Origin of the sequence: Cohaesibacter sp. ES.047 (assembly GCF_900215505.1) — a bacterium.
Taxonomy (GTDB): domain Bacteria; phylum Pseudomonadota; class Alphaproteobacteria; order Rhizobiales; family Cohaesibacteraceae; genus Cohaesibacter.
The window spans coordinates 4,955,589-4,978,773 of record NZ_LT907844.1 but is presented as its reverse complement, the minus strand read 5'-3'; the positions used below and the strand labels follow the sequence as shown (position 1 = coordinate 4,978,773).

The following is a 23,185-nucleotide window of genomic DNA, read 5'->3' as shown; positions in this document are numbered from 1 at the left end:
TAATGAATTTGTAGCATCATGGGTGCGGCAATGCTGCCGCCCTGATTGACGTGAGAGAGATACTATGATTGCTCGCTTGAGCACCATTGATCTGATTGCCCCGGTAGAGCCTCAGGCTCCCGCTGCACTTGCACGTCTAGAATCCGCTCTTCTCCTACTTATCTGCCCCTGAACATCGACAGGCATCGGCTTCGGCTGCTGGCGGATCTTCAGGGGATGACACACAGGCTGAAAAGATTATTCCAGCCGCAGTCCAGCTGTATTTCTAGGGATGGTTGAGCTGGCGCGGTGCAAATCAGGACAAATTCCATGACTGACAATATCATTATCTTCGACACCACTTTGCGCGATGGAGAGCAATCTCCCGGGGCTTCCATGACATTGGAAGAAAAATTGCAGGTGGCTGAATTGCTCGACGAAATGGGTGTCGACGTGATCGAGGCCGGGTTCCCGATCGCATCCAATGGCGACTTTGAAGCCGTGTCCGAGATCGCCAAGGTGGTGAAGAATTCCACCGTCTGCGGTCTGGCCCGCGCCGGGAACAAGGATATCGATCGGGCAGGCGAGGCAATTAAACACGCCGAGAAGCGCCGCATTCATACGTTCATTTCAACGAGCCCTCTGCACATGAAGTTCAAACTGCAGATGGAGCCTGATCGGGTTTACGAGAAGGTGATCGAGTCTGTCTCTCGGGCGCGGCAGTGGACTGACGATGTGGAATGGTCCTGCGAAGATGGCACGCGCACCGAGTTCGACTTCATGTGCCGCTGTGTCGAGGCCGCGATCAATGCTGGCGCAACAACGATCAACATTCCCGATACTGTCGGTTACACCTCTCCAGACGAAATCACGAGCCTGTTCCGGCGCGTCATCGAGACCGTGCCCAATTCCGACAAGGCTGTCTTCTCGACCCATTGTCACAATGATTTGGGGATGGCGGTCGCCAACTCGCTGGCTGCGGCCAAGGGCGGGGCGCGTCAGGTCGAGTGCACCATCAACGGTCTGGGGGAACGCGCGGGCAATGCGGCGCTGGAAGAAATCGTCATGGCGATCCGCACACGCAACGATATCTTTCCCTACACAACAGGCATTAACAGCAAATTGCTGACCCGTGCCTCCAAGCTGGTGTCTGCTGTGTCGGCCTTCCCCGTGCAGTATAACAAGGCGATCGTCGGCAAGAATGCCTTTGCGCACGAAAGCGGGATCCATCAGGACGGTATGCTGAAAAATGCCGAAACCTATGAGATCATGAAGCCTGAAGATGTCGGGGTTGGTGGTACCGATCTGGTGATGGGTAAGCATTCGGGCCGTCATGCCTTCAAGGACAAGCTGAAGGAGTTGGGCTACGAGTTGGGCGACAATGCGCTGCAGCAGGCCTTTGAGCGCTTCAAGGCGCTGGCCGACAAGAAGAAGCACATCTTTGATGAAGACATCGAAGCTCTGGTCGATGATCAGGTCGGGGCACAGGGCGACAAGATCAGTGTCATAGCCATGACCGTCATCGCAGGCACGGGCGGCACCCAGAAGGCTGTTGTAACCCTCGATGTGGATGGTACGCATGTCACCGAGGAAGCAACAGGCGATGGTCCGGTCGATGCGACCTTCAATGCCATCAAGCAGATCATTCCGCACAATGCTCGTCTGCAGCTCTATCAGGTCAGTGCCGTTACCGCTGGCACCGATGCGCAGGCCGAAGTGTCTTGCCGGTTGAGCGAAGACGGCACGACGGTCACCGGACGATCCGCAGACACGGACACCATGGTCTCGTCGGCAAGGGCCTATGTCTCGGCACTCAACAAGCTGATGGTGCGGCGTCAAAAGGACGTGCAGAACGCCCAGACCAGCGCCGCCGAATAGGGGGGCGTCTGTCAGCCGTTTGAAACAAAGGGGAGGTAGCTTTGGCTGTCTCCCTTTTTGATGAGAGAATGAGCAATGCAAGAGCCGATCGAAGGCCGCGTGCTGGCGGTGTGCCGTGATGACAAGCACGCCTTTTCGAAAGACCCCCAAGAAGTCATAACCCTGATAGAAGGACTGGGCGTGGATGGTGACGCCCACAAGGGAGCGCTTGTGCAACATCGCTCGCGGGTGCGGGCCAATCCGAACCAGCCAAACCTGCGGCAGGTGCATCTTATGCATTCAGAGCTTTTTGACGAAGTTGCCGAGCAGGGTTTTGCCGTCAAGGCTGGTGATCTTGGTGAAAACATCACCACGCGAGGTGTTGATCTTCTGTCCCTTCCGACAGGTGCCATCCTTCATCTTGGCGACAGCGCACGGGTCGAGATTACCGGCCTGAGGAATCCCTGCGCCCAGATTGAATCCTGGCAACCGGGCTTGCTCGGTGCCGTTCTGGTCAAGGGGGCGAACGGAAGCCTGCAGCGTAAGGCTGGTATCATGGGGGTGGTGCTTGCGGGTGGTGTCGTGCGTCCCGGCGACAGCATTTCGGTGACCTTGCCGCCCGAGCCACACACACCGCTTGAGAGGGTTTGAGTGCCCGTGGCTGTCAATGGATCAATAATCGAAACCTAGAAAATGGCTGGTGCAGTGTTTGCAATCGCTGCTGCCAAAGCCGGGCAGGGCGTGATGGGTGGCGGCGTTCTGTTCCAGAACGCGGATCATGTCGCATTCGGTTCCCGATATCCAACCCCAGGCGAAGCGGTCAACAGAGGCGTTCGTGGTGAGTTGATCGATATGCCAGCGCGGCTTTTTGTCCTGTGCCAGATGGCGGGCCAAACGGGAGCGAAGGCCGCCCGGTCCCCTTGCCGTTCCGGAATAGGCATAAAGGCCTGCGGGCACTTGCACCGGTTTGGGACGAGCGATGTCAATCGGCTGCGAGAGCCTCAGGCCCAGAATGTAAACTCCCGGCCCTGTCGGGCAGGCATCGATGGACAGTAGGTCACCGGAAAAGACAGGGGATTGGGGCAGAGATTGAACGAGATGTGCGATCTGTGCAAAATGCATAGCTGCCCTGTATGATGCGGTCGTGGACATGCTCAAACAAATATCCTAACCAATACGGTTAATAATTATTTATGCGTTGAATTGATCTGCTTCAAGGTCTGGCAATGTCACCGGTTGCACACTGGAGGTTGTAGTCAGAGGGAGTGAAAGCAATGTACCACGAAACGCATATGCTTCGGGAGGAGTTTCCTCAGGAAGTCGATAAGCTGCAAACCTTGATGCTCGATGATGAAGAGTTTCTCAAATTGGCGGCTGAGTATACGGAGGTGAACCGGAAAATCCTCCAGATCGAGCATGAAGAGAGACATGCTTCTGATTTCCATCTTGAGGAACTCAAAAAGCTGCGATTGGCTTTGAAGGATCAGGTGGCTGCACGATTGCAGCACTGATCCTTTTTTAATGGCCTCCAGTTGGGTCCCTGAGGTGCCGCCTTGATGTGTGGACGTTCCCAAGCCCGTTCCCTGTCAGATTTCTGATGGGCGGACGGGTTTTTTCTTGAGCTTGGCTTCGCGGCGCATGATGTAGAAGGTGGACGCGAAGATGATCGCTGCGCCGATCCAGGTATAATGATCGGGCCATTCGCCGAAAATGTACCAGCCCAGGGCGGTTGCGAAAATGAGCCTGAGGTAGTCAAAGGGAGCTAGCACCGTTGCTGGTGTGAGTTTGAAAGACGTGACCATCAGCCATTGCGAGATGCTCGCTACGACAGCGACCAGAGCGATCAAGACCCATTGTTCGGCAGTCGGATCCTTCCAGTGCATATAGGCGAGCGGGATCATGGCCAATCCCACCAGCACCGCCTGGCCAACAACAATCACTGTCGGGCGGTTGTTGCGAGACTGGATGCGGACAATGATCTGGTTGAGTGCCAGACAGGCCGCCGCGACAAGAGAGAGCACAATATTGAAGTCGAAACCGGCGGGCCCCACAGTCAACAATTCGACCGGACGTGCAACGACCAGAACCCCCAGAAAACCGACTAGCAGAGCTCCAAGGCGTCTCGGTCCGACAACCTCCTTGAGAATGAAAATGGCAAAGACCGTGATAAAGAAGGTTCTGGTGAAACTCAGGGTGGTTGATGTTGCGAGTGGCAGGTGAATGATGGCGGTGATGTTCGCCAGCATGCTGAAGAACATCAGGACCGCCCGGACCATAAACAGATCGAAGCGATTGATCTTGCGATCTTCGGGTTTGGTTTTGATCAGGGCAGGGATGAAGATCAGCACCATCATGGGCTGACGCAGGGCGATGATCTGGGCGGGGTGCAAGTCTTGCCCCAGATGTTTGAACATCGCGCCCATGGTGCTGAAGCCAACCATGGCTAGAATTGCGACCAGGATGCCCTGAAGATGTTTCGGCAGGGCAAGAAATGTCTCGACTTTGTTGGCGATGGCGTCGCGGACTTGTTTCATGGTGGTTTATCGGTTTTGACAGGCAGGTGGCTGGTGGCACGAGACGGAATGAAAGGGGGGACGCGATCGTGCGTTGGCGAGCCGTCGAGAGGTTCGGGGGAATTTGTGGTTGGATAGGTATAAAACGGTAGTCGTTTGTCCGGTCGTTGTAAACAGAGCACACGACTTCAAGTGGGTTGGTACGCTCATTCATCCTACGTCAGAGCGCTCGGGCATGACAAGTGCGGTTAATTTGTTGCCTGCTATGATGATCCGGGGTTGCAAACACCGGACTTTCATGGACTACTGAGACATTCGTGTTGTCCCTCATATCGTGCTTCTCTGGATCGTTGTTGCCGGAAGAGTTGCCATGATCTCCCTGTCTATTTGCCGTTCGTGCTCGAAGAGATCGCCTGTCTGCGTCTCGTCCATGTTATGATCCTTCGGGGTGGTTGAATTCGGAAAGTGTAACGAAATGAATTCTTTGGTCGGTGTCGGTTTCAAGATTCTCGCGACCGTCCTGTTCGCCATCATGTTGGCGATGATCAAATATGCTTCGCAAACGGTTCCGACCGGACAGGTGGTGTTTGCGCGCTGTTTCTTTGCCCTTATTCCTCTTGCTGTTTTCTCCATGGTACAGGGCAACTGGCGTGACTGCGTTCGCACGCAGCAGCCGTGGCTGCATCTGCGCCGTTCGATCGTGGGGGCCATGGCCATGTTTCTATGGTTCGCGGCCGTGAGCATGCTGCCCTTGCCTGAAGCGACAGCGATCTCCTTTCTCTCGCCTCTGATGATGGTGGCGTTGGCTGCGATCCTGCTCAAGGAGACAGTGCGCGCCTATCGCTGGAGTGCGGTTGCTGTCGGCTTCGTTGGCGTGATGATCATCCTGTCTCCCCGTCTGGCGCAATCTTCCGGCGAGGTTCAGACGCTTGGAGCGATTCTGGCTGTCGTATCGACCGTATTCATGGCATTGGCGGCCATCCTCATTCGGCACATGACCAAAACGGAAAAGAATGCTGCGATCATCTTCTACTTCTTTACTGCCACATCAATCTTTTCGCTCGTGACGCTCTATTGGGGATGGGTGATCCCTGAATGGGATGTCATGGTGGCTCTGGTTCTTTCGGGGATCTTTGGCGGGCTTGGGCAAATTGCTGTAACGCAAGCCTACCGGATGACCGAGGCCTCACTTCTGGCACCGTTCGACTATGTGAATATGGTCTGGGTGGTTCTGATCGCCATGGTTCTGTTTGACGAATATCCCAGCCGGGAAGTTATCATTGGCGGCTTTGTCGTGATCGTTGCCGGTCTGTTTGTCGTCTATCGCGAGCACAAGCTGGGGCTGGCTCGGAGGGCAGAACGCAGGATCGAGCGTATCTAGCGCGCTTATCCGTTCGGCGGCGAGAGAGGCAAGGCGGGGCTATGACTCGTCCTTTTTTGCGGTATGGCGGCCCGTGCGCTGTTGCTGCGGCCCTGTTTGCTGCCAGTTATCCCCTGATTTTATTCAATATTTTAGTTGTATTGCTTCCCCAAAGGAATTCCGTTGCGGAACCTTTCCGGTTTGACCGTCTGTGCAAAGCCTTTGGGTTTCGGTAAGTCCATGGACTATAGGGTCAAATTGGGTGCGCACTGAAAGGTTAGAAAATTATGCTAATGAACAGTTGTTAGTTTCTTTGTTCTGGCTCTGCGATTTTACGCAGTCATTTTGTCACATAGCCATGGATGAGGTCGCGCGCAGGGGTTGATTCCCGGGATTTTGCCATGAGAGGCTTGGTCAAAATTGCCTTAATTCAAGGCTGTTGCCTGAGTTTTGTGCGGGAGGTTTCGCGGCTAAGGGAGGAACGCGTGAACATGTCAATGAGTATTCGTGGTCTGAAGACGGGGGTGGCGACGGCAGCCATCATGACATGCAGCTGTGTGATGGTTGTCACCAGTGCGCAAGCTGGCGGTTTTGCCCTGCGCGAGCAGAGTTCGGTGGGGCAGGGGGCATCCTTTGCCGGTGTGGCGGCAGGCACGAGCCTGTCGTCGGTCTATTGGAACCCCTCGACGCTGACCGGGGTCTCGGGCGTCAATACCGAGAGTGTGTTCACCGGTGTTATTCCGCATACTGATGTGAAAGATATCCAGACCACGCCTGCCGCCTATTCGGGTCTTGGCAACCCTGGCGATGTGGGCCTTGATGCCTTCATTCCATCTTCATATAGCGGCATGCAGCTCACGGAGGATCTGTTCGTTGGGCTTTCAGTCAATGCTCCGTTCGGCATGGCGACCAAGGCTGAGAACCCGTCCGCGACGAGCTTTCATGCGGCCACGGCGGAGATTTTCACCACCGATGTCAAGGCCAATGTTGCCTATCGGATCAACAAGGTCTTCAGTGTCGGCTTCGGAGTGGGCGCGACCTATGGCAAGGTGCGCATGACATCCGCGCCCGGTGGCAACGGACTTGAGCTGAAGGGTGACGCCTGGGCTCCCACCTTCAGTGCTGGTGTGACCATTACGCCATTCGAGGGAACGATTATCGGTATTGGTTACCGGTCCGAAACACAACTCGATCTTGATGGCACGGAGTATTATTCCCCTCTTGGCCGCACGCCGATCACCGCTGATCTCGATCTGCCGCAAAGTGTGACCATCGGTCTGAGGCAGACCGTCACTGATCGCTTGACCTTTTTGGCCGGATTTGAATGGGCTGGCTGGAGTTCCGTCAAGGATCCTATCATCATTCAGGGCAGTGCCCTGAATAACCAACTGCATCTGGGCTACGAGGATAGCTGGTTTGCCTCTGTCGGCGGCGAATATCAATTCAATGACAATTTGACCGTCCGAAGCGGCTTAGGCTTTGAAAAGTCGCCCATTCCTACGGAGCACCGCAATCTTCGACTTCCGGATGCTGATCGTGTCTGGGCCAGCTTTGGTGCATCCTACAATGTGAATGATCGTTTCGGAATCGACGTCGGCTATAGCCACCTGTTTATCAAAGATGATGTGAGTGTCTCGGGCAGCAACGCCGCCGGTGCTTATACCGCTGTGGCTGACTCCAGTGCCGACATCGTTTCTGCGTCCTTGCGCTACCAGTGGCAGCCTGAGCCGCTGTTCGAGAATGATGAGCCTTTTGATCGTCAATATTGATCCGAGTCTCTTTCCGTCCGATCACATTTCGCAAGGGAGGGCCAGTGGCCCTCCTTTTGTTATGGGCGGATAGACTTATGAAAGTCATTTTCTTTCTTTGTCACAAAAGTGAGACAGGGCCTACTTACAAGGAGCCGAGCAAAGACGACATCAGTGATTCAGAGCAAACCCATGAACCAGTTCAGTGATGAAGGGCTTTTCAAGCATAGAGCGCTCTTTCTTTCCGACATTCATCTCGGTACCCGCGGTTGTCAGGCCGAGATGCTGCTTGACTTCCTGAAGTATCACGACGCAGAGACGATCTATCTTGTCGGCGATGTTGTCGACGGATGGCGTCTGCAGCATAAATGGTATTGGCCGCAGACACACAATGATGTGGTGCAGAAGCTGCTCCGCAAGGGGCGCAAAGGGGCCCGCATCATTTATGTTCCCGGCAATCATGACGAATTTTTGCGCAACTATTATGGCGCCCATTTCGGCGGCGTCGAAGTTGCCGAGCACTATATTCACGAAACGGCGGATGGTCGCCGCATGCTGGTCATTCACGGCGATCAGTATGACATGGTTGTCAGGCATGCCAAATGGCTGGCCTTCCTTGGTGACTGGGCCTATGTGACTGCCCTCAACATCAATACGGTCTTTAACTGGGTACGCCGAAAACTGGGCTTTCAATATTGGTCCCTGTCTGCATGGGCCAAGATGAAAGTGAAGAATGCCGTCAATTTCATTGGGACATTTGAAGAGACACTCTCTTCGGAAGCCAAGAAGTTTGATGTCGATGGTGTGATTTGCGGCCACATCCATCATGCCGAGATGCACGACAAGTTCGGCATCGACTATTTCAACACGGGTGACTGGGTCGAAAGCTGCACCGCGATCATCGAGCATGATGATGGTCGGTTCGAGTTGATCCGCTGGAGCGAGGAAACGAGGCTCTTGCCACAGATTGCCGCGCCCCAACCTTCCAAGGCTCTTGCATGAGTGTCATTTTAATTGTTACCGACGCCTGGCACCCTCAGGTCAATGGTGTTGTTCGTTCTCTCGATCGGCTTGGTAAAGAGCTGACAAAGCTGGGACATGAGGTTCATTACCTGACGCCGCAGTCTTTCAAGACGGTTCCGTGCCCCACCTATCCCGAAATCCGCCTGTCGCTGACCCTTGGTGGTTCTGTTGCGCGGCGCATTGAGGAAATCCAACCGGACTTCATTCACATCTCCACCGAAGGGCCGCTCGGCTTTTGGGCTTCTAACTATTGCCGCAAACACAAGCGCGCTTTCTCGACCTCCTACCATACGCGCTTTCCGGAGTATCTGGCCGCCCGCTTTCCGATCCCTGCGTCCTGGACCTACCGGGTTCTGCGCTGGTTCCACAATCGCGGCTCCAGCTGTATGGTAGCGACGCCCAGCCTCAAGCGCGACCTTGAAGCGCGCGGTTTCAAGAACCTTCATTATTGGGGACGCGGCGTCGATCTTGCGTTGTTTCACCCGCGCACGGAGAATGACGAGGCGCTGGACTTCGCTCATCCCCGGATGCTCTATGTCGGACGGGTGTCAGTCGAGAAGAATATCAGCGCTTTTCTGGAGCTGAAGGTGGATGGCACCAAGATCGTCGTCGGCGAGGGACCACAAAAGGCCGCGCTTGAGAAGCAATATCCGGACGTTCAGCTTCTGGGGCTGAAGGAAGGCGAAGAGCTTGCCGCGATCTATGCCGCGTGCGATGTGTTCGTCTTCCCGTCCAAAACCGATACATTCGGCATTGTTCTGCTCGAAGCCTTGGCGTCGGGCCTTCCGGTCGCTGCCTATCCGGTCATGGGGCCTCTGGATGTTATTGGCGACAGCGGTGTTGGTGTGCTTGGCGAGGATCTTGCGGCATCGGTGCGCGCGGCTCTGACAATTGATCCTGAAGCCTGTCTTGCCTATGCCTCCAAATATAGCTGGGAAGCAAGTGCGAAGCAGTTCTTTGGCAATCTGGAACACTGACTGAGCGCTTGAGCGCTCGAGTGTCGCTCGGATGCGGATGTTTGATGCAAGGCACTGGCCACATTTGGGGCCGGTGCCTTTTTGCATTCGCGGCTGTCAAAAGGACGCTTGGGGGGATGTTTGAAGGATGCAGATCAGATGCTGTGAGGGCCGTGTGAGCGCTCTAGATTGTTTTGAGAACCCAGACCAGCAGTTGGCGCAGAACGCTATCAAGAGCAACGTCGAGTGAGGCCACGGCCTTTTTGGTGTTGGCAAGGCTCGCCGGGGCGGTGGCTGTGAACAGACGTGAGGCACGAACCCGCCCGGTGCGATCGTTGATGATCTTGACCGACAGGGATACGCGGGCAATGCTGCCTTTGTCGTTAACCAGTTCGAACGCACGGATTGTCGTTGCGATCTTGTAGTCGACCACAACACCGTCGCCCGGTTTGACAACGGAGCGGACGCGATTGGAATTCTCGAGGGTCCGGATGATCTTGTCTTGCAGCAGCACGGGCAGCTTGTCATTCCATTGGCCATCGCCGAAATAGGTGATCTCTGCACCGCCGGGGCGTACGACGATCATTTCGCTGTCAAGAGACTTCAGAGCCGTGGGAATCGATACCAGCAGTTGGGCATTGGTCTGGCCACTGATTTCGGCAAAGCTGGTCGGTGCCGAAAGGTCGTAGGTTGCGAGTTCCTTCTTGCCAACGACTGCCGCACATGACGCAGTCAGAAGGCAAAGGCTCACAATCGCCAAATGACGCATATAAGTCCGCAAACCAATCACATTCCCACCTTGGGTGAACAAACTATCACGCGCTCACTTTAATCAGTTCAACGATGATGCCAAATGGTTTTTGGCACCGGGCCGGTAAATCGGAGCGAACCAAGCCTTTTTGCCACAAATGCGAGGGCATTTTGCAACGCAGTGTTTGACTAGTCATACCCTGCCTTGAGGCTGGCATCAATGGCGACGGTTATAGGTCTTGACCTTATTGCCGCCGAATATGAGGCTAGAGGGGTCATTTTCCAGCTTTTCGACCGCACTTTCAAGGCGGCGCATGGTTCTGCGCGCATCCCCGACCATGCTCTCGACGTCTCTCAGGCCTTTGCCCGAGAAGCGAGCCAGACCATCCGCAATTCCGTCGGCGCGGGATTCGAAGCTTTCAGACAGGCGCCGAATCGAGCGGGCGGCCAATGTCACTTCCTCGACGACACCCTTGCCGCCATCCTCGTTGCTCAGGACACCGTCAACCTTGTTGAGCAATCCGTCGACACGCTCGGACGCGACACGCAGGCGGCCCGATATCTCCTTGGCATCGGTGATGATCTGATTGAAATCATCGGTGCGCGCGTTCAGCGTCTTGGAGAAGTCGTTGACATTGCCGGCTGCCTGTTTGGCCTCATTGACGATCTCTCCGATGTCATCGGAGGACTCGTCAAGAGATGCTGCAAAGGTCTGGAGTGAGGCAACAGCCTTGCGGACCGTTGCCGGGTCGACGCTTTCAACCAGCGTGTCGACCTTGCCCAATGAGGTGGAGAGGTTGGCCGAGAAATCGTTGATGCCCTTGGCGGCTTCCGAGACGTCCTTGACGACGCCGTCGAACTGACCGGAGGCGCTGGCCAGCTTGTCGCTGAAGGTCTCGATGTTGGCGACGCTGTTTCGCACGCTTTCGGGGTTAACAGCTTCCATCAGCTTTTCGGCCCGGCCGCTGAGCGTCTCCAGTTTAGCCGATAGGCTGGTCAGGCCCTTGGCTGCGCCGGAGGCGTCCGCGAGAAAGGTGTCGATGTTGCCTGTGTTGTTTTTCAGCGCATTGGTAAAGGCCTCGACATTCTCGATGGAGTTGCTGATACGGCCTTCATTGGTGTCGACGACGCCCTCAACCTTCTTTAGCACGGAGTCTGCACGGGCAAGGATCTGTCTGGCTCCAGACATAAGATCCTGCAGTGCTGAGGTGCTGGCGGTGAGTTCGGGTGTGCCCGGCTGATCCAGCAAATCCGGTAAGTCGGCACTGCCACCCTTGATTTCGACGGTTCCAACACCGGTGAGACCCTGAAAGGATAGCTCGATGCGGCTGTCTTTTTTCAGCGGAATCTCGGAATCGACATCGAGATAGGCGCGCACATATTGGGGATTGTCCGGGTCATAGTTGAGGCCTTTGACATCGCCAACCTTGATGCCGTTGAACATGACCTGTCCACCTTTGATCAGACCGGCAACGGACCCTTCGAAGCGCACGACGACTTCGCGCATGGGTTTGACATCATCAAAGCGGGCAATCCAGTAGATGAAGCCGAAACCAACAGCCGTCAGGATCAGTGTGAAGAGGCCAATGGCAACGTAATTGGCTTTGGTTTCCATCTATCAACTCCTGTCCTACTGCCGGATGGCGCGCTTGCCGTTGAAATAGCGGCGGATCCAGGGATGATCGTGACCCTGAAGTTCCTGCATGGTTCCTGTCACCAATATCTTGCGTTCGGCAAGGACGGCAATCCGATCGCACGCCTGACTAAGGCTGTCGAGGTCATGGGTTACCATAAAAACGGTGAGTCCCAAAGTGTTTCTGAGCGTCGAAATAAGTTCATCGAACTCTTCGGCACTGATGGGATCGAGACCGGATGTGGGTTCATCAAGCAAAACAAGATCCGGGTCAAGGGCAAGCGCGCGCGCGAGTGCTGCGCGCTTGATCATGCCGCCGGACAATTCGGAAGGATATTGATGGGCGGCATCCGGCGACAGGCCGACCAGTTCGAGCTTGGATATCGCCAATTCATCCATCAGCCTTTGCGGCAGCGACAGATACTCGCGCATTGGCACCTGAATATTCTGAAGGACTGTCAGAGAGGAAAAAAGTGCACCATGCTGGAACAAGACGCCGAGCTTGCGTTCAATGACAAGGCGCTCCTCTGGCGACAGGTGATTGGTGTCCGAGCCGAACAGGATGAATTGTCCTTCCTGTTTGGGCACCAATCCCAGAACGGCGCGCAACAACACGGACTTGCCGGTGCCCGACGCGCCCACAATGCCGATGATTTCGCCGCTGAACACATCAAGATCGAGATCTTCAAGAATGAGTTTATTCGCAAAGCCCACGGACAGGCCGCGAACCGACAGAAGAATGTCGCGGTTCTGATCCATGCCTTCCTTGTGCTGTTCGGTGTTCATGCCTTGGCTCCTAATATCCGACTGCAGCAAAGAAGATGGCAAAAATACCGTCCACCAGCACCATCAGGAAGATTGACTTCACCACGGCAGCGGTGGTCCTTCGCCCTAGGGATTCGGCGCTACCTCCGACCTGAAGCCCTTCCGAGCAGGAAATAAGCGCAATGATCAGGGCCATGAAGGGCGCCTTGATCACACCGACCATGAAGGTGTTCACCGCAATCGCCTGCCGCAGCCAACTGATGTAGGACGCGGGGGTGATGTCGGAATAGAACCACACCACCATGCCGCCGCCGCTGAGTGCAGCAACGTTGGCGACCATGCCCAAAAGAGGCAGGGCGATGACGAGCGCGATCACACGGGGTGTAATCAGGACCTCGATGACGTCGAGGCCCATCACCCGCATGGCGTCCACTTCCTCGCGCATGCGCATGGAGCCCAATTCGGCCGTGAAGGCGCTGCCCGAGCGGCCTGCTACCATGATTGCGGTCAACAGGATGCCGACTTCGCGCAGCACCAGAATTCCCACCAGATCGATGACGAAGGGTTCCGCACCGAACTTGCGCAACTGGAATGCGCCCTGCTGGGCCACGATCGCGCCGACGAGAAAGGACATGAAGGCAACGATCGGAACGGCTTTCAATCCGGTCTGTTCAAGGTGGTGCACGATCGATGTGAAGCGGATCCGTCTGGGATGAAGAAAGGCCGAACCAAGGCTTGCCAAAACGCCGCCCATCAGGTGGGCCAGTATCTTGATGTCCCAATAGATCTCGACGACACCTTTCCCGGTCTGTTCGGCGATGTTGACGAGATAGCCGGCCTGTTTTTCTTCCTGCGGTTTAACCTTGTTGGTTTCCCAGACCGCCTCGAAGAGGGTTTTGTGACGCGGACGGATCGAGCGAAGTGCGCTTTCATCCAGCCCCAGACCTCGCATCAGTCTGACGATCACCCAGGCCCCGGATGTATCAAGCGAAGACAGGTTTTGAAGATCGATCTGTTCCGGGCGCTTCGCAGTCTCAAGACTATCGGAGACAAGCTTGTCCGCTTCCTTGACGGTTTCGAGGGTCCAGTCCCCATCAAGCTGCATGACGCCGGGCTCTGCCGTTGCTGAGTCACTCAGCCTCGGTGGTTGCGCAGTCTTGGCGATGTCGATCCCCTGATCGGTCATGTCATACTCTCTGGTCCCAGGTCTTGCCGGTTGGGTGACCGGCCCACGCCGATGATCGCCCGTTCGCCCCCGATCTTGGATGAAGGCAGCTTGGATAGAAAGACCTTTGTTTGCAAGTCTTGTGCCTTATTTTGGTGATCGGATACAAGCGTTTCTGAAGGATTTCGCTAAATTTAGCCAGCGCTTTGCTGTCGCCCATCAGGCTGTCCCGGGGTCCTTGTGCGTTGCGCCGATCTTGCCAACGGGAAACAGGCGAGACATAAGCAGCACAAAAAACGATAAGAGGCCCGTGGCTGCCATGAAATAGAAAGCATCGCCTTGCCATTGGGCAAAAAAGACACCCGACAACAGGGTCGCGACGGCTGTGATCAGGCCGTTCATCATGGTGTAGAGGCCTTGTGCCGTTCCCGATACGCTGTCATCGACGGTTTCGGAGATGAAGAACATGACGCCAAGGTGCGAGGAGGCAAAGGTGCCAGCATGGAAAAGCTGCAGGATCAGATATCCATATTCGGGTAGATGCATGGGCATGATCGTCCAGCGCACAGTGGCCATGATCGCGCCGATCATCAGCATGGTTCGCCAAGAGATGAAGCCGAGAATGCGTTTGGAAAAATATAGCAATATAACTTCAGAGGCGACGGAGACCGACCAGAAGATACCAGTCATATTGGCAGAAATGCCAATGTCGCGCCAATAGATAGTGCCAAAAGCATACAGGAGGCTGTGGGAGGCCTGAATCGCAGACGCCGACAGAAGGATCAACCAGAATCCGGGCTGCACAAATTCGCGCAATTGTGACCACTCGAGCCGTGGTGCCTTGCCTAGCCTCTTGTTGTCGATGCGGCGTGGATCAACCGGCAGGATGAAGGAAGCGGTGGTGTGCAGAAGGTTGCCGATCACCAGAATCCAGATGATGCTGCTGGCGCCAAGCGCGTCGAGAAAGACACCCCCCACGAGGTTGGATGCCATGAAGGCGATCGAGCCCCAGCTGCGCATCTTGCCGTAGTCCAGACCGTAACGCCGAGTCCCGGCTAACGCTAGGGAATCACTCACCGGAACGATGGCACTATGGGCAATGTAGGAAATGGTCATGATGCTTGCGACCCAGACAAGGCTGTCATCCAGAAGGATCAGTCCGAATGTCATGGTGTAGAAGCCGCAATAGAGAATCAGTGCAAGCTTTCGGTCTCCCAATCGATCCGAGAACCCGGCCATGATTGGCGTGCAGAAGACACGGGTGATCATGGGGATGGTCAGCAGGAATCCGATTTCCTCCGCGCTCATTCCAAGGTCTTCCAGCCAGACGCCGAAATATGGTAAATAAATTCCAAAGGGGAAAAAGAACGCGGCATAGAATATGGAGATTCTTGTTGCATATCCTCGATGTTCGGGTGTCATCATGGCGGTTCTTCTCGAATAACGGTAAACTAGCGTTAAGGATTCGGATGTAGCATCGACGTGTCACTACGTATTTTTAGCAGTGAATCGTGCCGTTCAATTAAGGAATTTGGTCTGAACCATGAGCAAGCCAATGCCACCAACGCCCCTAAGACAAGAGGACTATCTGGCCATTGAAGCCGCCGTGATGGAGACCGCGCGAGGTCGGTGGTTTCTGTCCGAATATGCGAGGCGCAATCGCAATGCCGATACAGATACTCTATTAAACGCCATAGATAAACTGGAAAAAACGGTGGTCCGTGAACAGGCCCCGTCGTCACTCATGCATCGGGTGAAGTTGGATCTGGCGGACATGGCTGCAGCGATCGAGAAGACCAAAAAGGAAATCGCTCAGATCAAGCACGAGGACAACGACGGCGCCGAACGATTCGAGCGTGCTTCTAGCGAACTCGATGCAATCGTTTCCCAGACCGAGACAGCGACCAGTGACATTCTTGGCGCTGCAGAAAAAATTCAGGAATTCGCCTGGACCTTTCGCGAGCAGGGTGTTGAAGAGGCCAAGTGCGACGCACTGGATATGGAAGCGACCAACATCTATATGGCTTGCTCCTTCCAGGATCTGACCGGGCAACGCATCCGCAAGATCGTTGATGCCATGCGCTATGTGGAGAGTCGCATCAATTCCATGGTCGATATCTGGGGCTTCGAGGCCAAAGATGTCGATATCGATCATTCCCATGCCAAGGCGCATGACACGCGTCCGGATCGGCATTTGCTCAATGGCCCGGCTCTGGCCGGGGAAGGCGTTGAACAGGATGATGTCGACGCCCTGATGACGCATGCGGGCGATGAACTGGAGTCCAATCAGGATGATGTGGACGCCCTTTTCAACAATATGGGGTCTGCTGAAGATTCAGAAACGTTGGATGCGGACAATTTCGAAGCGGTTGCCGCTGATGACTTTGATGCCGTGTCTGCGGATGATTTCGAAGCGGTTTCCGCCGAGGTCGAGACTTCGGTTGATGACAGCGCCGAGACCGGCGCCGATGACTTTGATGCCGTGTCTGCGGATGATTTCGAAGCGGTTTCCGCTGAGGCCGAGACTTCGGTTGATGACAGCGCCGACGCTGCACCTGCAGACGCCGAAGTGGAGTCCGTGAGTGAAGACGAATATATGGAGCTCGACAGCCTGTCCTGGGCAGAAGATTCTGACGGGGCAGAGGCCGCTGGCGAAGCAGAGAGTGCTGAGGCTTCTGAAGTTTCTGATGCGTCTGCGTCCGCTGCTGAGCCGGAACTGACCGCCGATGTCTTCGAAACAGATGATGCCGACAAAACGGCTGAGGAACTCGTCGCTGAGATCGATGCCGATATCTTTGCCTCGGCAGCCGATGCGGAAGAGGCCGATGTCTTCGCGCGTTCCGACTTGTCGGAAGACGATGCTGAAGAGGCTGCATCCGAAGAGGCCGATCTGGTCGACCGTGTCGCTCAGTTCAGCTAGGTCTTGGACGCTTGGTCTGAGTGGCTCAGTTGGGCGAGGATGAACGTTTTAGGCGTTGATGGTTGTTGAAACCACCTCCCCAGATCGGTGGACTACAGAAATCTGCATTGATAATCGCATAAAAAAGGGTGCCAAAAGGCACCCTTTTTTGTTGTCTTTGTCGCCGTTCACCGCTCCATCGGTTTCACCGGTTGGCTCACCCGGTTTTAACCGAGGCGTCCGCTTGCATGGGCCAACATGGTGTAGACCTTGCCTGTTTCCGACGTCAGATAGTCCATGGTGGCGGTGCCGTCGCGATCTTTCCGGGAAATATCGTCGAGGATCCGCTCGTAGTCTGCCACATAGCGGTTGACCGTCGTGCGGAAGTCGTTGTCCCGCTGATAGCGCATCCGCACATCCTCGAAGGTCTGCTGACCCTTGAGGGTGTAGAGGCGACGGGTGAAGCTTCCACCTTCGCCGCGGCGATAGCTTTCCCAGGCCATGGCCTGATTGTTGTCGTCGATGCCGCGGACGATGTCACGCGAGAGCGGCTCGAGTGCGGCTGCGTCGCCCGGCTGAGGCAGGTTATCCTGCGGCTGGGAAGCCCGACGGAGCAGGTCAGAGACCCATCCGCCAGAGCGATGGTCATCATCGTCGTGGGCTTCGGGAGCTGAATAGCTGCTGCTCATCGATGCGTTCGACTGAGGCTGCTCGGGCTGACGCATGGGCTGCTGTACGGGTGGCAGCGGTCGCGGTGCCGGAGCGGGTGCCTGTGCTTGCTGAGTGGGCTGGGACGGAGCCGGAGCAGAATTGCGGCTGCTTGAGCGTTCAGCGGGGATGGTGTCGAACGTGTTGCCATGACGCTGAACGACGCGGGACAGTTCCTTTAGGGCATCGATCTGCTCGGAAACCACGCGGCGCATGGCGCCGGTTGCTTCGCGGGTTTCGCCCGGCAACTCGTTGAGGCCCTGTTTCAATTCCTCGCGGGTGATGTCCAGATCGCGCTTGATTTCCTGCGTGATGGCACGGATGTCCTTGGTTGCCTGCTCGAAGCGGGAATTGGCATCGGCCATGGACTGGGCCATCTCTTCGCTCATTTCATGCTGAACTGCACGGATGGACTCGGCTGCCCGACGCCCTTCGGACGCTGCATTGATGCGCAATTGCTCGAGCTGGTCCATGACCTCCTTGGAGACACCTTCCGTGCTCTGGCTGAGCAACATGCCCACATCGCGGGCGCGCCCTTCGGCCGTGCTCAGGGTGCTGGCGATGATCGAGGTGAAGTTGTTCAGCACATTCTCGATTGATTCCGTGCGCTGGGACAGTTCATCGGTCATGCTGGCAAGCATTGCGCGGCGCTCATCGACTGTGCCTTCGAAGCGGTTGTTGGTTGCTTCCATGGCGCGTGTCGAGTTGACGAGGGCAGTTGCCTGTTCCTCGAACTTACCGGTCAGTGAGGCGACCTGATCGAGGATATTGCCTGAGACATCGCGCAGATCGTGGACTTGGCCGGTGAGCTGCTGGGTTGAGCTGCCGGCTTCATTGACCACGGTTTCCACAACATCGCGGAACTGGGCCGTCTGTGCAGAAAGGCTCGTTTCGATGGTGGAGAGGCTGTGGCCTGCATTGAGCAGCAGTTCGGACAGCGTGTCGTTGGCATTTTTCAGACGTTCGACGATCTCGGTACCATCATTGCGCAGCAACTCGTTTGTGTTGCTCATGGACTGAGAGGCTTCTTCCGATGCCGTTCGGATCGCTTCAATCAGGCGCTTGTTGGAGCTGTCGAGATTGTAGATGGCATCGTGACTGCTCTGGGCGATGGCCTGAACGAGGCTGCTCGAAGAGGTATCAAGAGCGCTACGGGCCTGTTCGGAGCTGATGTTGAGGGCTTCCACCGTGCGGGTGGAGCTCTCTTCCATCGCGGCGAGGGTGCCGCTGGTGCTTTCGGTGAAGGCTTCGGCGGCTTGACGGGCACTGTTGGACAGGGACGTCTGGGTTCTGGTGGTGCTGTCTTCCAGAGCCTGAATGGCCTGCTGGGAGCTTGCGACCATGGTCTGGGCCGCACGGTCCGTGGATGTCGTCAGGGAATTGACAGAGCGATCCGAGCTTTCTGTGATGGCCTGAACGGCTCGGCTTGCACTTTCATCCAGTGTTTCGGTTGCGCGCGTGCTGTTTTCCGAAATTGCGGAGACGAGGGTTTCCCCGGTCTGGGCAAGGGTTCGGGATGCTCTGGCGCTTTCCTCTGCGACTGCCTTGGCGATTTCGCCGCCTCGGCTCGAGAGGGCATGAATGATGCTCTCGCCGGCTTTCTGGAATGTGTTGGTGATGTTGGCAGACCGGCTGTCCAGAGCCATGACGACGGCATTGCCTTTCTCGTCAAGGATAGAGGAGAGCTCCTGCGAACGCGAGCCGAGCACCGCGTTGAAGTTCTCGGTTTTCTCGGTGATTTCGACACTCGCGGTGGTGAGGGTCTCGGCCAGGGAATCCCTTGCCTTTGCGCTTTCCGTTGCGAAGCTGGTCGAAATCGCATTCATGCGATCATTGAGGATGGCCTCGATCTGTGCCGAACGGCTGTCGAGGGTCTCTGCCACTTCGAAGACCTTGCTGCCAAGGGAGACATTGATCTCGGCGACGCGATCCGACAGGGTTTCGGTGAGTTCGTGCGCCTGACGGGAGAGGGTTTCGCCAACCATTGTGAGGCGATTGTCCATGCTCTCGTTGATGTCCTGCTGCCCCTTGGAGTAGGCCGTCGCGATGTCGCGTGTGCGGTCGAGCAGGGTGTCGTTGATCTGACGTGCACGGCTGTCGAGTGTGTCGTCCAGCTTGGTTGTGCGTTCTTCGAGCGTGATGTTGAGTGTGTCCGCCTTGGAGGCGAAGTTGGTGGTCAGGCTTGAAATGCTTTGTTCGAACCCGCTCAGGCGCTGGCCGATATCCCGTTCGAACCCTTCGGTGCGAGCGGTGAGGGCAATTGCGACTTCTTCGGTCTTGTTGGAAACACTGGTGGAGAAGCCATCAAGCCGCGTGTCGAGCATCGACTCGATCTCACTGGCACGCGCAAACAGGGTCTGGTCGAGTGTGTTGATGCGCTGGTCCATGGATTGGCTGAGGCCGTCGAGGCGATCGCCCAGATGGCTGACAAGATTGGTGCCCTGGACGCTGACCACTTCGTCGAACGCCTTGACACGTTCTTCCATGGCGAGGCGGATGCTTTCGCTCTGGCCTTCGAGAGCCTGAGTGAGTTCGCCACCGGCACTCTCGAACAGGTCCTTGACCTTGGCACCGCGCTGGGCAATGACCTTGGCAATTTCGGTTCCGACCATGGCGAGCCGTTCGGTGACTTCCATGGAGCGGGAGTTGAGCGCATCGCTGGCGCGTCCGGCAGCATCGTCGAGACGTTCGGTAAAGGATTGGGACTGGGTTTCCAGCATAGAGCCGAGAGACTGGGACCGCTCTGCGAGCATGTCGCCCAGATTGCTTGAATGGTTTTCAAGTTGCCCGGTGAGCTCACCACCCTTGACCACGACGGAGTTGTGAACGCGTTCTGCGGTCTCGTCGAGTTTGTTGGTGAGATTGAGACCTTCGCTAGACAAGGTGTCGGCGATCCGGTTGCCGGTCTCGGACATGTTATGGGTGAGGTTGTCGCCGGTGCTGGTGATGGTCTGGGCAATGTTGGAGCCCGTCTCATCCAGTTTTTCGTTGATCTCATGACCGCGCAGCGACAGATCGACCAGAAGGGCATCGCCAGTGCCTTTGAGGGCCTCGGAGACCTCGGTAGAGCGTTCGGTGATCGCGGTGACGATCTGATTGCCCTGTGTGTTGATGGTCTCGGCGACGGCAGAGCCGGTTTCCGACATGGACTGGGTCATGTTGGAACTGATCTCGGTCATGCTGACGGTGACGTTGTTGCCGATGTCTCTCAATTCGCTGGTCAGAGCACCGCCGGTGTTGGACAGGTTCGCGGTGACTTCCGAGCCGATCGTGCGCAATTCGTTGGACAGGGTCGAACCGGTGCTCGACAGGTTCTCGGTAACCTCGGTGCCGATTGTGCGCAGCTCTGTGGTCAGGCTGCCGCCGGTGTGGGCAAGGTTCTCGGTAACCTCGGTGCCGATCGTGCGTAGCTCTGTGGTCAGGCTGCCGCCGGTGTTGGCAAGGTTCTCGGTAACCTCGGTGCCAATGGAGCGCAGCTCTGTGGTTAGGCTGCCGCCCGTGTTGGCAAGGTTCTCGGTTACCTCGTTGCCAATGGAGCGCAGCTCTGTGGTCAAGTTGCCGCCGGTGGAGGCAAGGTTCGCGGTGACTTCCGAGCCGATGGAGCGCAGGTTTGTATTGAGGCCCTCGCCAACTTCGGCGACATTCTGGGCCACGATGTTGCCCGTGTCGGACAGGGTCATCGTCAGTTCCTGACCGGCACCGACAAAGCGTTCGGTGACTTCATTGCCAATGCTGGCCAGTTGGCTGGTCAGATCACTACCGGTGATTTCAAGCTTTTGCGAAATGTCGTTGCCCGACATGCTCAGCTGGTTGGTGATGCTTTGCCCGGCGTCGCTAAGGGACTCGGTGACGTTGGAGCCGGTCGAAGACAGGCGTTCAACCAGATCGGAGCCGCGGTTGGACAGCACATTGACCATGGTCTCGCCAGCATTGGCAAGAGCGATGGTGATCTGCTCGCCTTTTTCTGCCAGCGACAGGGTCACACGGGAGCCAGCTTCCGACACGCTCTTGGAAATGGAATCGCTGGTGGTGGTGAGTTCATCGGTGAGGCTGGTGTGGGCACCCGAGATCGAGGCGCGAACCCGTTCGGAGTTCGTCACGATTGCCTCGCGCTGGGTAATCAGTTCCTCGATCAGCGAGCGAATGCGCAGTTCGTTTTCGGAATAGGCACGCTCCAGAGAGGAAACTTCGTTGTGCACCATCACTTCGAGTTCGGACGCGCGGGCGAGTGCCCGTTCGATGCCGTCACTCATGGAGGCGACTTCGCGGCGGATCGCCTGCCCGACATTGACGACGGATTCCTTGGCCACATTCTCCGGCTCAACCATACGCATGGCGACCTCGGTCATGGCATAGGAAACCTGGCGCATCTCATGGGAGCGCACGACGATGTAGGCCATCATAAAGAACAGCACCACTGGCAGCACGATGCCCGCGATGGTGGCAAGCGCCGCTGGTGTCTCCAGGATACCCTGAAAACCGCCTGAGGCGATTTCCGGACCGAAGCCATAATAGAAAGACAAGCTCCCCATAGCGATCCAGATTGCTGACAGGATGGTTGCGAACCAGTATGGAGCAGAGCTTACCGGTTGCTGAAGGGCCTGCAACATGTGGCCGACTGTCCGGGTGTCATCATTGGCTGGGCGCGGCTTGTTCTTGCCGCGACTATCGGATCGCGATGTCGTCAGGTCGCCCCTTGAGCTTCGGTCGTCGGCTGAACGGTCGCGAAATTCGCCCTCATCGCCGGATTTCGGTTCCAGATTTTCATCTGTTACGTCGAAATCCAGTTTCAAAGCATCTTCAACCGCCGACAGCGCCGCTTCTGTCGGATCCTGGATCTTTGGAGACTTTCTTGACATGTCTGTACCAGCCTTGTCTTACTCTATACTCGTCATGCAGCCGTTTTCATCTCACCTGCTAAGGTGAGGGGTGCCTCTTGAAAACAGCCAAGCCACCCTGACGGGCCATGAAATTCCTTCGAAATCGCCAATAGCGTCAGGCCCGCGTTCCGGCTTGGTCCATTGTCCAGAAGCCGATTGTTTGGTGGGGTCTGTCACAGTCGTTTTGAGCGTTCGATATATCGGTCTGCATCGTACTAGCTGTGGAAGTGCTAGGGAACAATAATTTTCCGTGGCTTGCTTCAATTTGTTAACCAAATCTGTTCACCACGCTGATTCCCTTTTTGGACCACTTTCGCAAGAGCAGGGTAAGTGATGGAAAAATATAATTGAATCCTGATAGCACATGAACGTGTGCAGGCCCTTAACAGGACTGCAAAATTGAGTCCGGAAATCTATCCCCGCACTGGTCAAAAGCGGCGATTATGGTTAACAAAAGCAGCCGGCTTTTGACGAGGAACGATTCTGCGCCGGGTGCTGAGGGGAGAACAAACGATGGCTGAAGCAGATGGTGACGTGATCGATCTATCGCATCTTGATCGCCAAACCATGGGGGATGTGTCCCTCCAGGTTGAGGTTCTCAAACTCTTCGCCCAGCAGATACAAGGCAAGGCCGAGGGACTGGATGCAGGGCGTTCGGATCTACGTGATTTCGCGCATAGCATCAAGGGAGCCGCCCGCGGGATCGGTGCCTTGCGCGTGGCAAGAGCCGCCGAAGCGCTGGAACAGTGTGAGGGAGATGCCGCCGCGTTGATCGAAGCTCTCAAACAAGAGATGAGGCTGGCTGTTGTTGAGGTCGAGACGATTTTGGCAGCCCGTGGTGCGGGTGTGTGATACGCGATTACACTTTGGGACCGACATGGTGCAATCCGTAACTTTGCCTTGACAGCAAATTGCTTTATAGCGAAGCAGGGAATTGATCGAACAGACC

17 protein-coding genes are annotated in these 23,185 nt (G+C 56.2%); 9 read left to right on the top strand and 8 right to left on the bottom strand.

The genetic code is table 11. From position 1 onward, the window contains the following. Nucleotides 1-309: 309 nt before the first annotated feature. Together CPH65_RS23095 and CPH65_RS23090 are read left to right on the top strand one after the other, a co-directional pair. Nucleotides 310-1,857, top strand: coding sequence for a 2-isopropylmalate synthase (locus tag CPH65_RS23095; RefSeq protein WP_096176045.1), 1,548 nt, complete (start codon nt 310-312; stop codon nt 1,855-1,857). 75 nt (nt 1,858-1,932) lie between these two features. Then, nucleotides 1,933-2,487 (top strand): MOSC domain-containing protein, encoded by a 555-nt coding sequence (locus tag CPH65_RS23090; RefSeq protein ID WP_096176044.1) that lies wholly within the window; start codon nt 1,933-1,935, stop codon nt 2,485-2,487. 21 nt (nt 2,488-2,508) lie between these two features. Here the strand turns inward: CPH65_RS23090 and CPH65_RS23085 are convergent, their stop codons facing one another. After that, complete coding sequence (locus CPH65_RS23085; RefSeq protein WP_157747869.1) at nt 2,509-2,958, bottom strand: DUF123 domain-containing protein; 450 nt, start codon at nt 2,956-2,958, stop codon at nt 2,509-2,511. A gap of 152 nt (nt 2,959-3,110) precedes the next feature. On the opposite strand from CPH65_RS23085, the gene CPH65_RS23080 reads away from it, so the two are divergent. Next, complete coding sequence (locus tag CPH65_RS23080) at nt 3,111-3,347, top strand: YdcH family protein (RefSeq protein ID WP_096176042.1); 237 nt, start codon at nt 3,111-3,113, stop codon at nt 3,345-3,347. A gap of 75 nt (nt 3,348-3,422) precedes the next feature. Here CPH65_RS23080 and CPH65_RS23075 read toward each other — a convergent pair whose 3' ends face one another. Continuing rightward, on the bottom strand, nt 3,423-4,370 hold the full coding sequence (locus CPH65_RS23075) for a DMT family transporter (RefSeq protein ID WP_096176041.1): 948 nt from the start codon (nt 4,368-4,370) through the stop codon (nt 3,423-3,425). A gap of 454 nt (nt 4,371-4,824) precedes the next feature. Between CPH65_RS23075 and CPH65_RS23070 the strand changes: the two genes are divergently transcribed. The 4 genes from CPH65_RS23070 (at nt 4,825) to CPH65_RS23055 (ending at nt 9,457) form a co-directional block, all read left to right on the top strand. Next, a complete protein-coding gene (locus CPH65_RS23070; protein ID WP_096176040.1) occupies nt 4,825-5,730 on the top strand; it encodes a DMT family transporter in 906 nt (301 codons plus the stop codon). Nucleotides 5,731-6,206: 476 nt separating this feature from the next. Continuing rightward, on the top strand, nt 6,207-7,478 hold the full coding sequence (locus tag CPH65_RS23065; protein ID WP_157747868.1) for an OmpP1/FadL family transporter: 1,272 nt from the start codon (nt 6,207-6,209) through the stop codon (nt 7,476-7,478). 171 nt (nt 7,479-7,649) lie between these two features. Then, entirely contained in the window at nt 7,650-8,459 is an 810-nt protein-coding gene (locus tag CPH65_RS23060; RefSeq protein ID WP_096176038.1) for a UDP-2,3-diacylglucosamine diphosphatase, read from the top strand. Then, nucleotides 8,456-9,457, top strand: a complete 1,002-nt coding sequence (locus CPH65_RS23055) for a glycosyltransferase family 1 protein (RefSeq protein WP_096176037.1) — start codon at nt 8,456-8,458, stop codon at nt 9,455-9,457. Before CPH65_RS23060 ends, CPH65_RS23055 begins: the two co-directional genes overlap by 4 nt. A 163-nt stretch (nt 9,458-9,620) precedes the next feature. On the opposite strand, the gene CPH65_RS23050 is transcribed toward CPH65_RS23055, so the two are convergent. The 5 genes from CPH65_RS23050 to CPH65_RS23030 form a co-directional block, all read right to left on the bottom strand. Then, a complete protein-coding gene (locus CPH65_RS23050; RefSeq protein ID WP_096176036.1) occupies nt 9,621-10,205 on the bottom strand; it encodes an ABC-type transport auxiliary lipoprotein family protein in 585 nt (194 codons plus the stop codon). Nucleotides 10,206-10,403: 198 nt separating this feature from the next. Further along, nucleotides 10,404-11,801 (bottom strand): MlaD family protein, encoded by a 1,398-nt coding sequence (locus CPH65_RS23045; RefSeq protein ID WP_096176035.1) that lies wholly within the window; start codon nt 11,799-11,801, stop codon nt 10,404-10,406. Nucleotides 11,802-11,816: 15 nt separating this feature from the next. Next, entirely contained in the window at nt 11,817-12,605 is a 789-nt protein-coding gene (locus tag CPH65_RS23040; protein WP_096176034.1) for an ABC transporter ATP-binding protein, read from the bottom strand. Nucleotides 12,606-12,615: 10 nt separating this feature from the next. Then, nucleotides 12,616-13,770 (bottom strand): ABC transporter permease, encoded by a 1,155-nt coding sequence (locus CPH65_RS23035; protein ID WP_096176033.1) that lies wholly within the window; start codon nt 13,768-13,770, stop codon nt 12,616-12,618. A gap of 198 nt (nt 13,771-13,968) precedes the next feature. Next, nucleotides 13,969-15,171 carry an MFS transporter gene (locus tag CPH65_RS23030; RefSeq protein WP_244574672.1) on the bottom strand — a complete coding sequence of 401 codons (1,203 nt, stop codon included), beginning with the start codon at nt 15,169-15,171 and terminating at the stop codon, nt 13,969-13,971. Between the two features lie 133 nt (nt 15,172-15,304). On the opposite strand from CPH65_RS23030, the gene CPH65_RS23025 reads away from it, so the two are divergent. Then, nucleotides 15,305-16,669: a protein phosphatase CheZ gene (locus CPH65_RS23025; RefSeq protein ID WP_172891570.1), complete on the top strand. Its 1,365-nt coding sequence runs from the start codon at nt 15,305-15,307 to the stop codon at nt 16,667-16,669. A gap of 206 nt (nt 16,670-16,875) precedes the next feature. On the opposite strand, the gene CPH65_RS23020 is transcribed toward CPH65_RS23025, so the two are convergent. Further along, the gene (locus CPH65_RS23020; RefSeq protein ID WP_096176030.1) at nt 16,876-22,215 is read right to left on the bottom strand and encodes a hypothetical protein; all 5,340 of its coding nucleotides are present in this window, start codon (nt 22,213-22,215) and stop codon (nt 16,876-16,878) included. Nucleotides 22,216-22,749: 534 nt separating this feature from the next. Between CPH65_RS23020 and CPH65_RS23015 the strand changes: the two genes are divergently transcribed. Further along, nucleotides 22,750-23,088, top strand: coding sequence for an Hpt domain-containing protein (locus CPH65_RS23015; RefSeq protein WP_096176029.1), 339 nt, complete (start codon nt 22,750-22,752; stop codon nt 23,086-23,088). Nucleotides 23,089-23,185 lie beyond the last annotated feature (97 nt).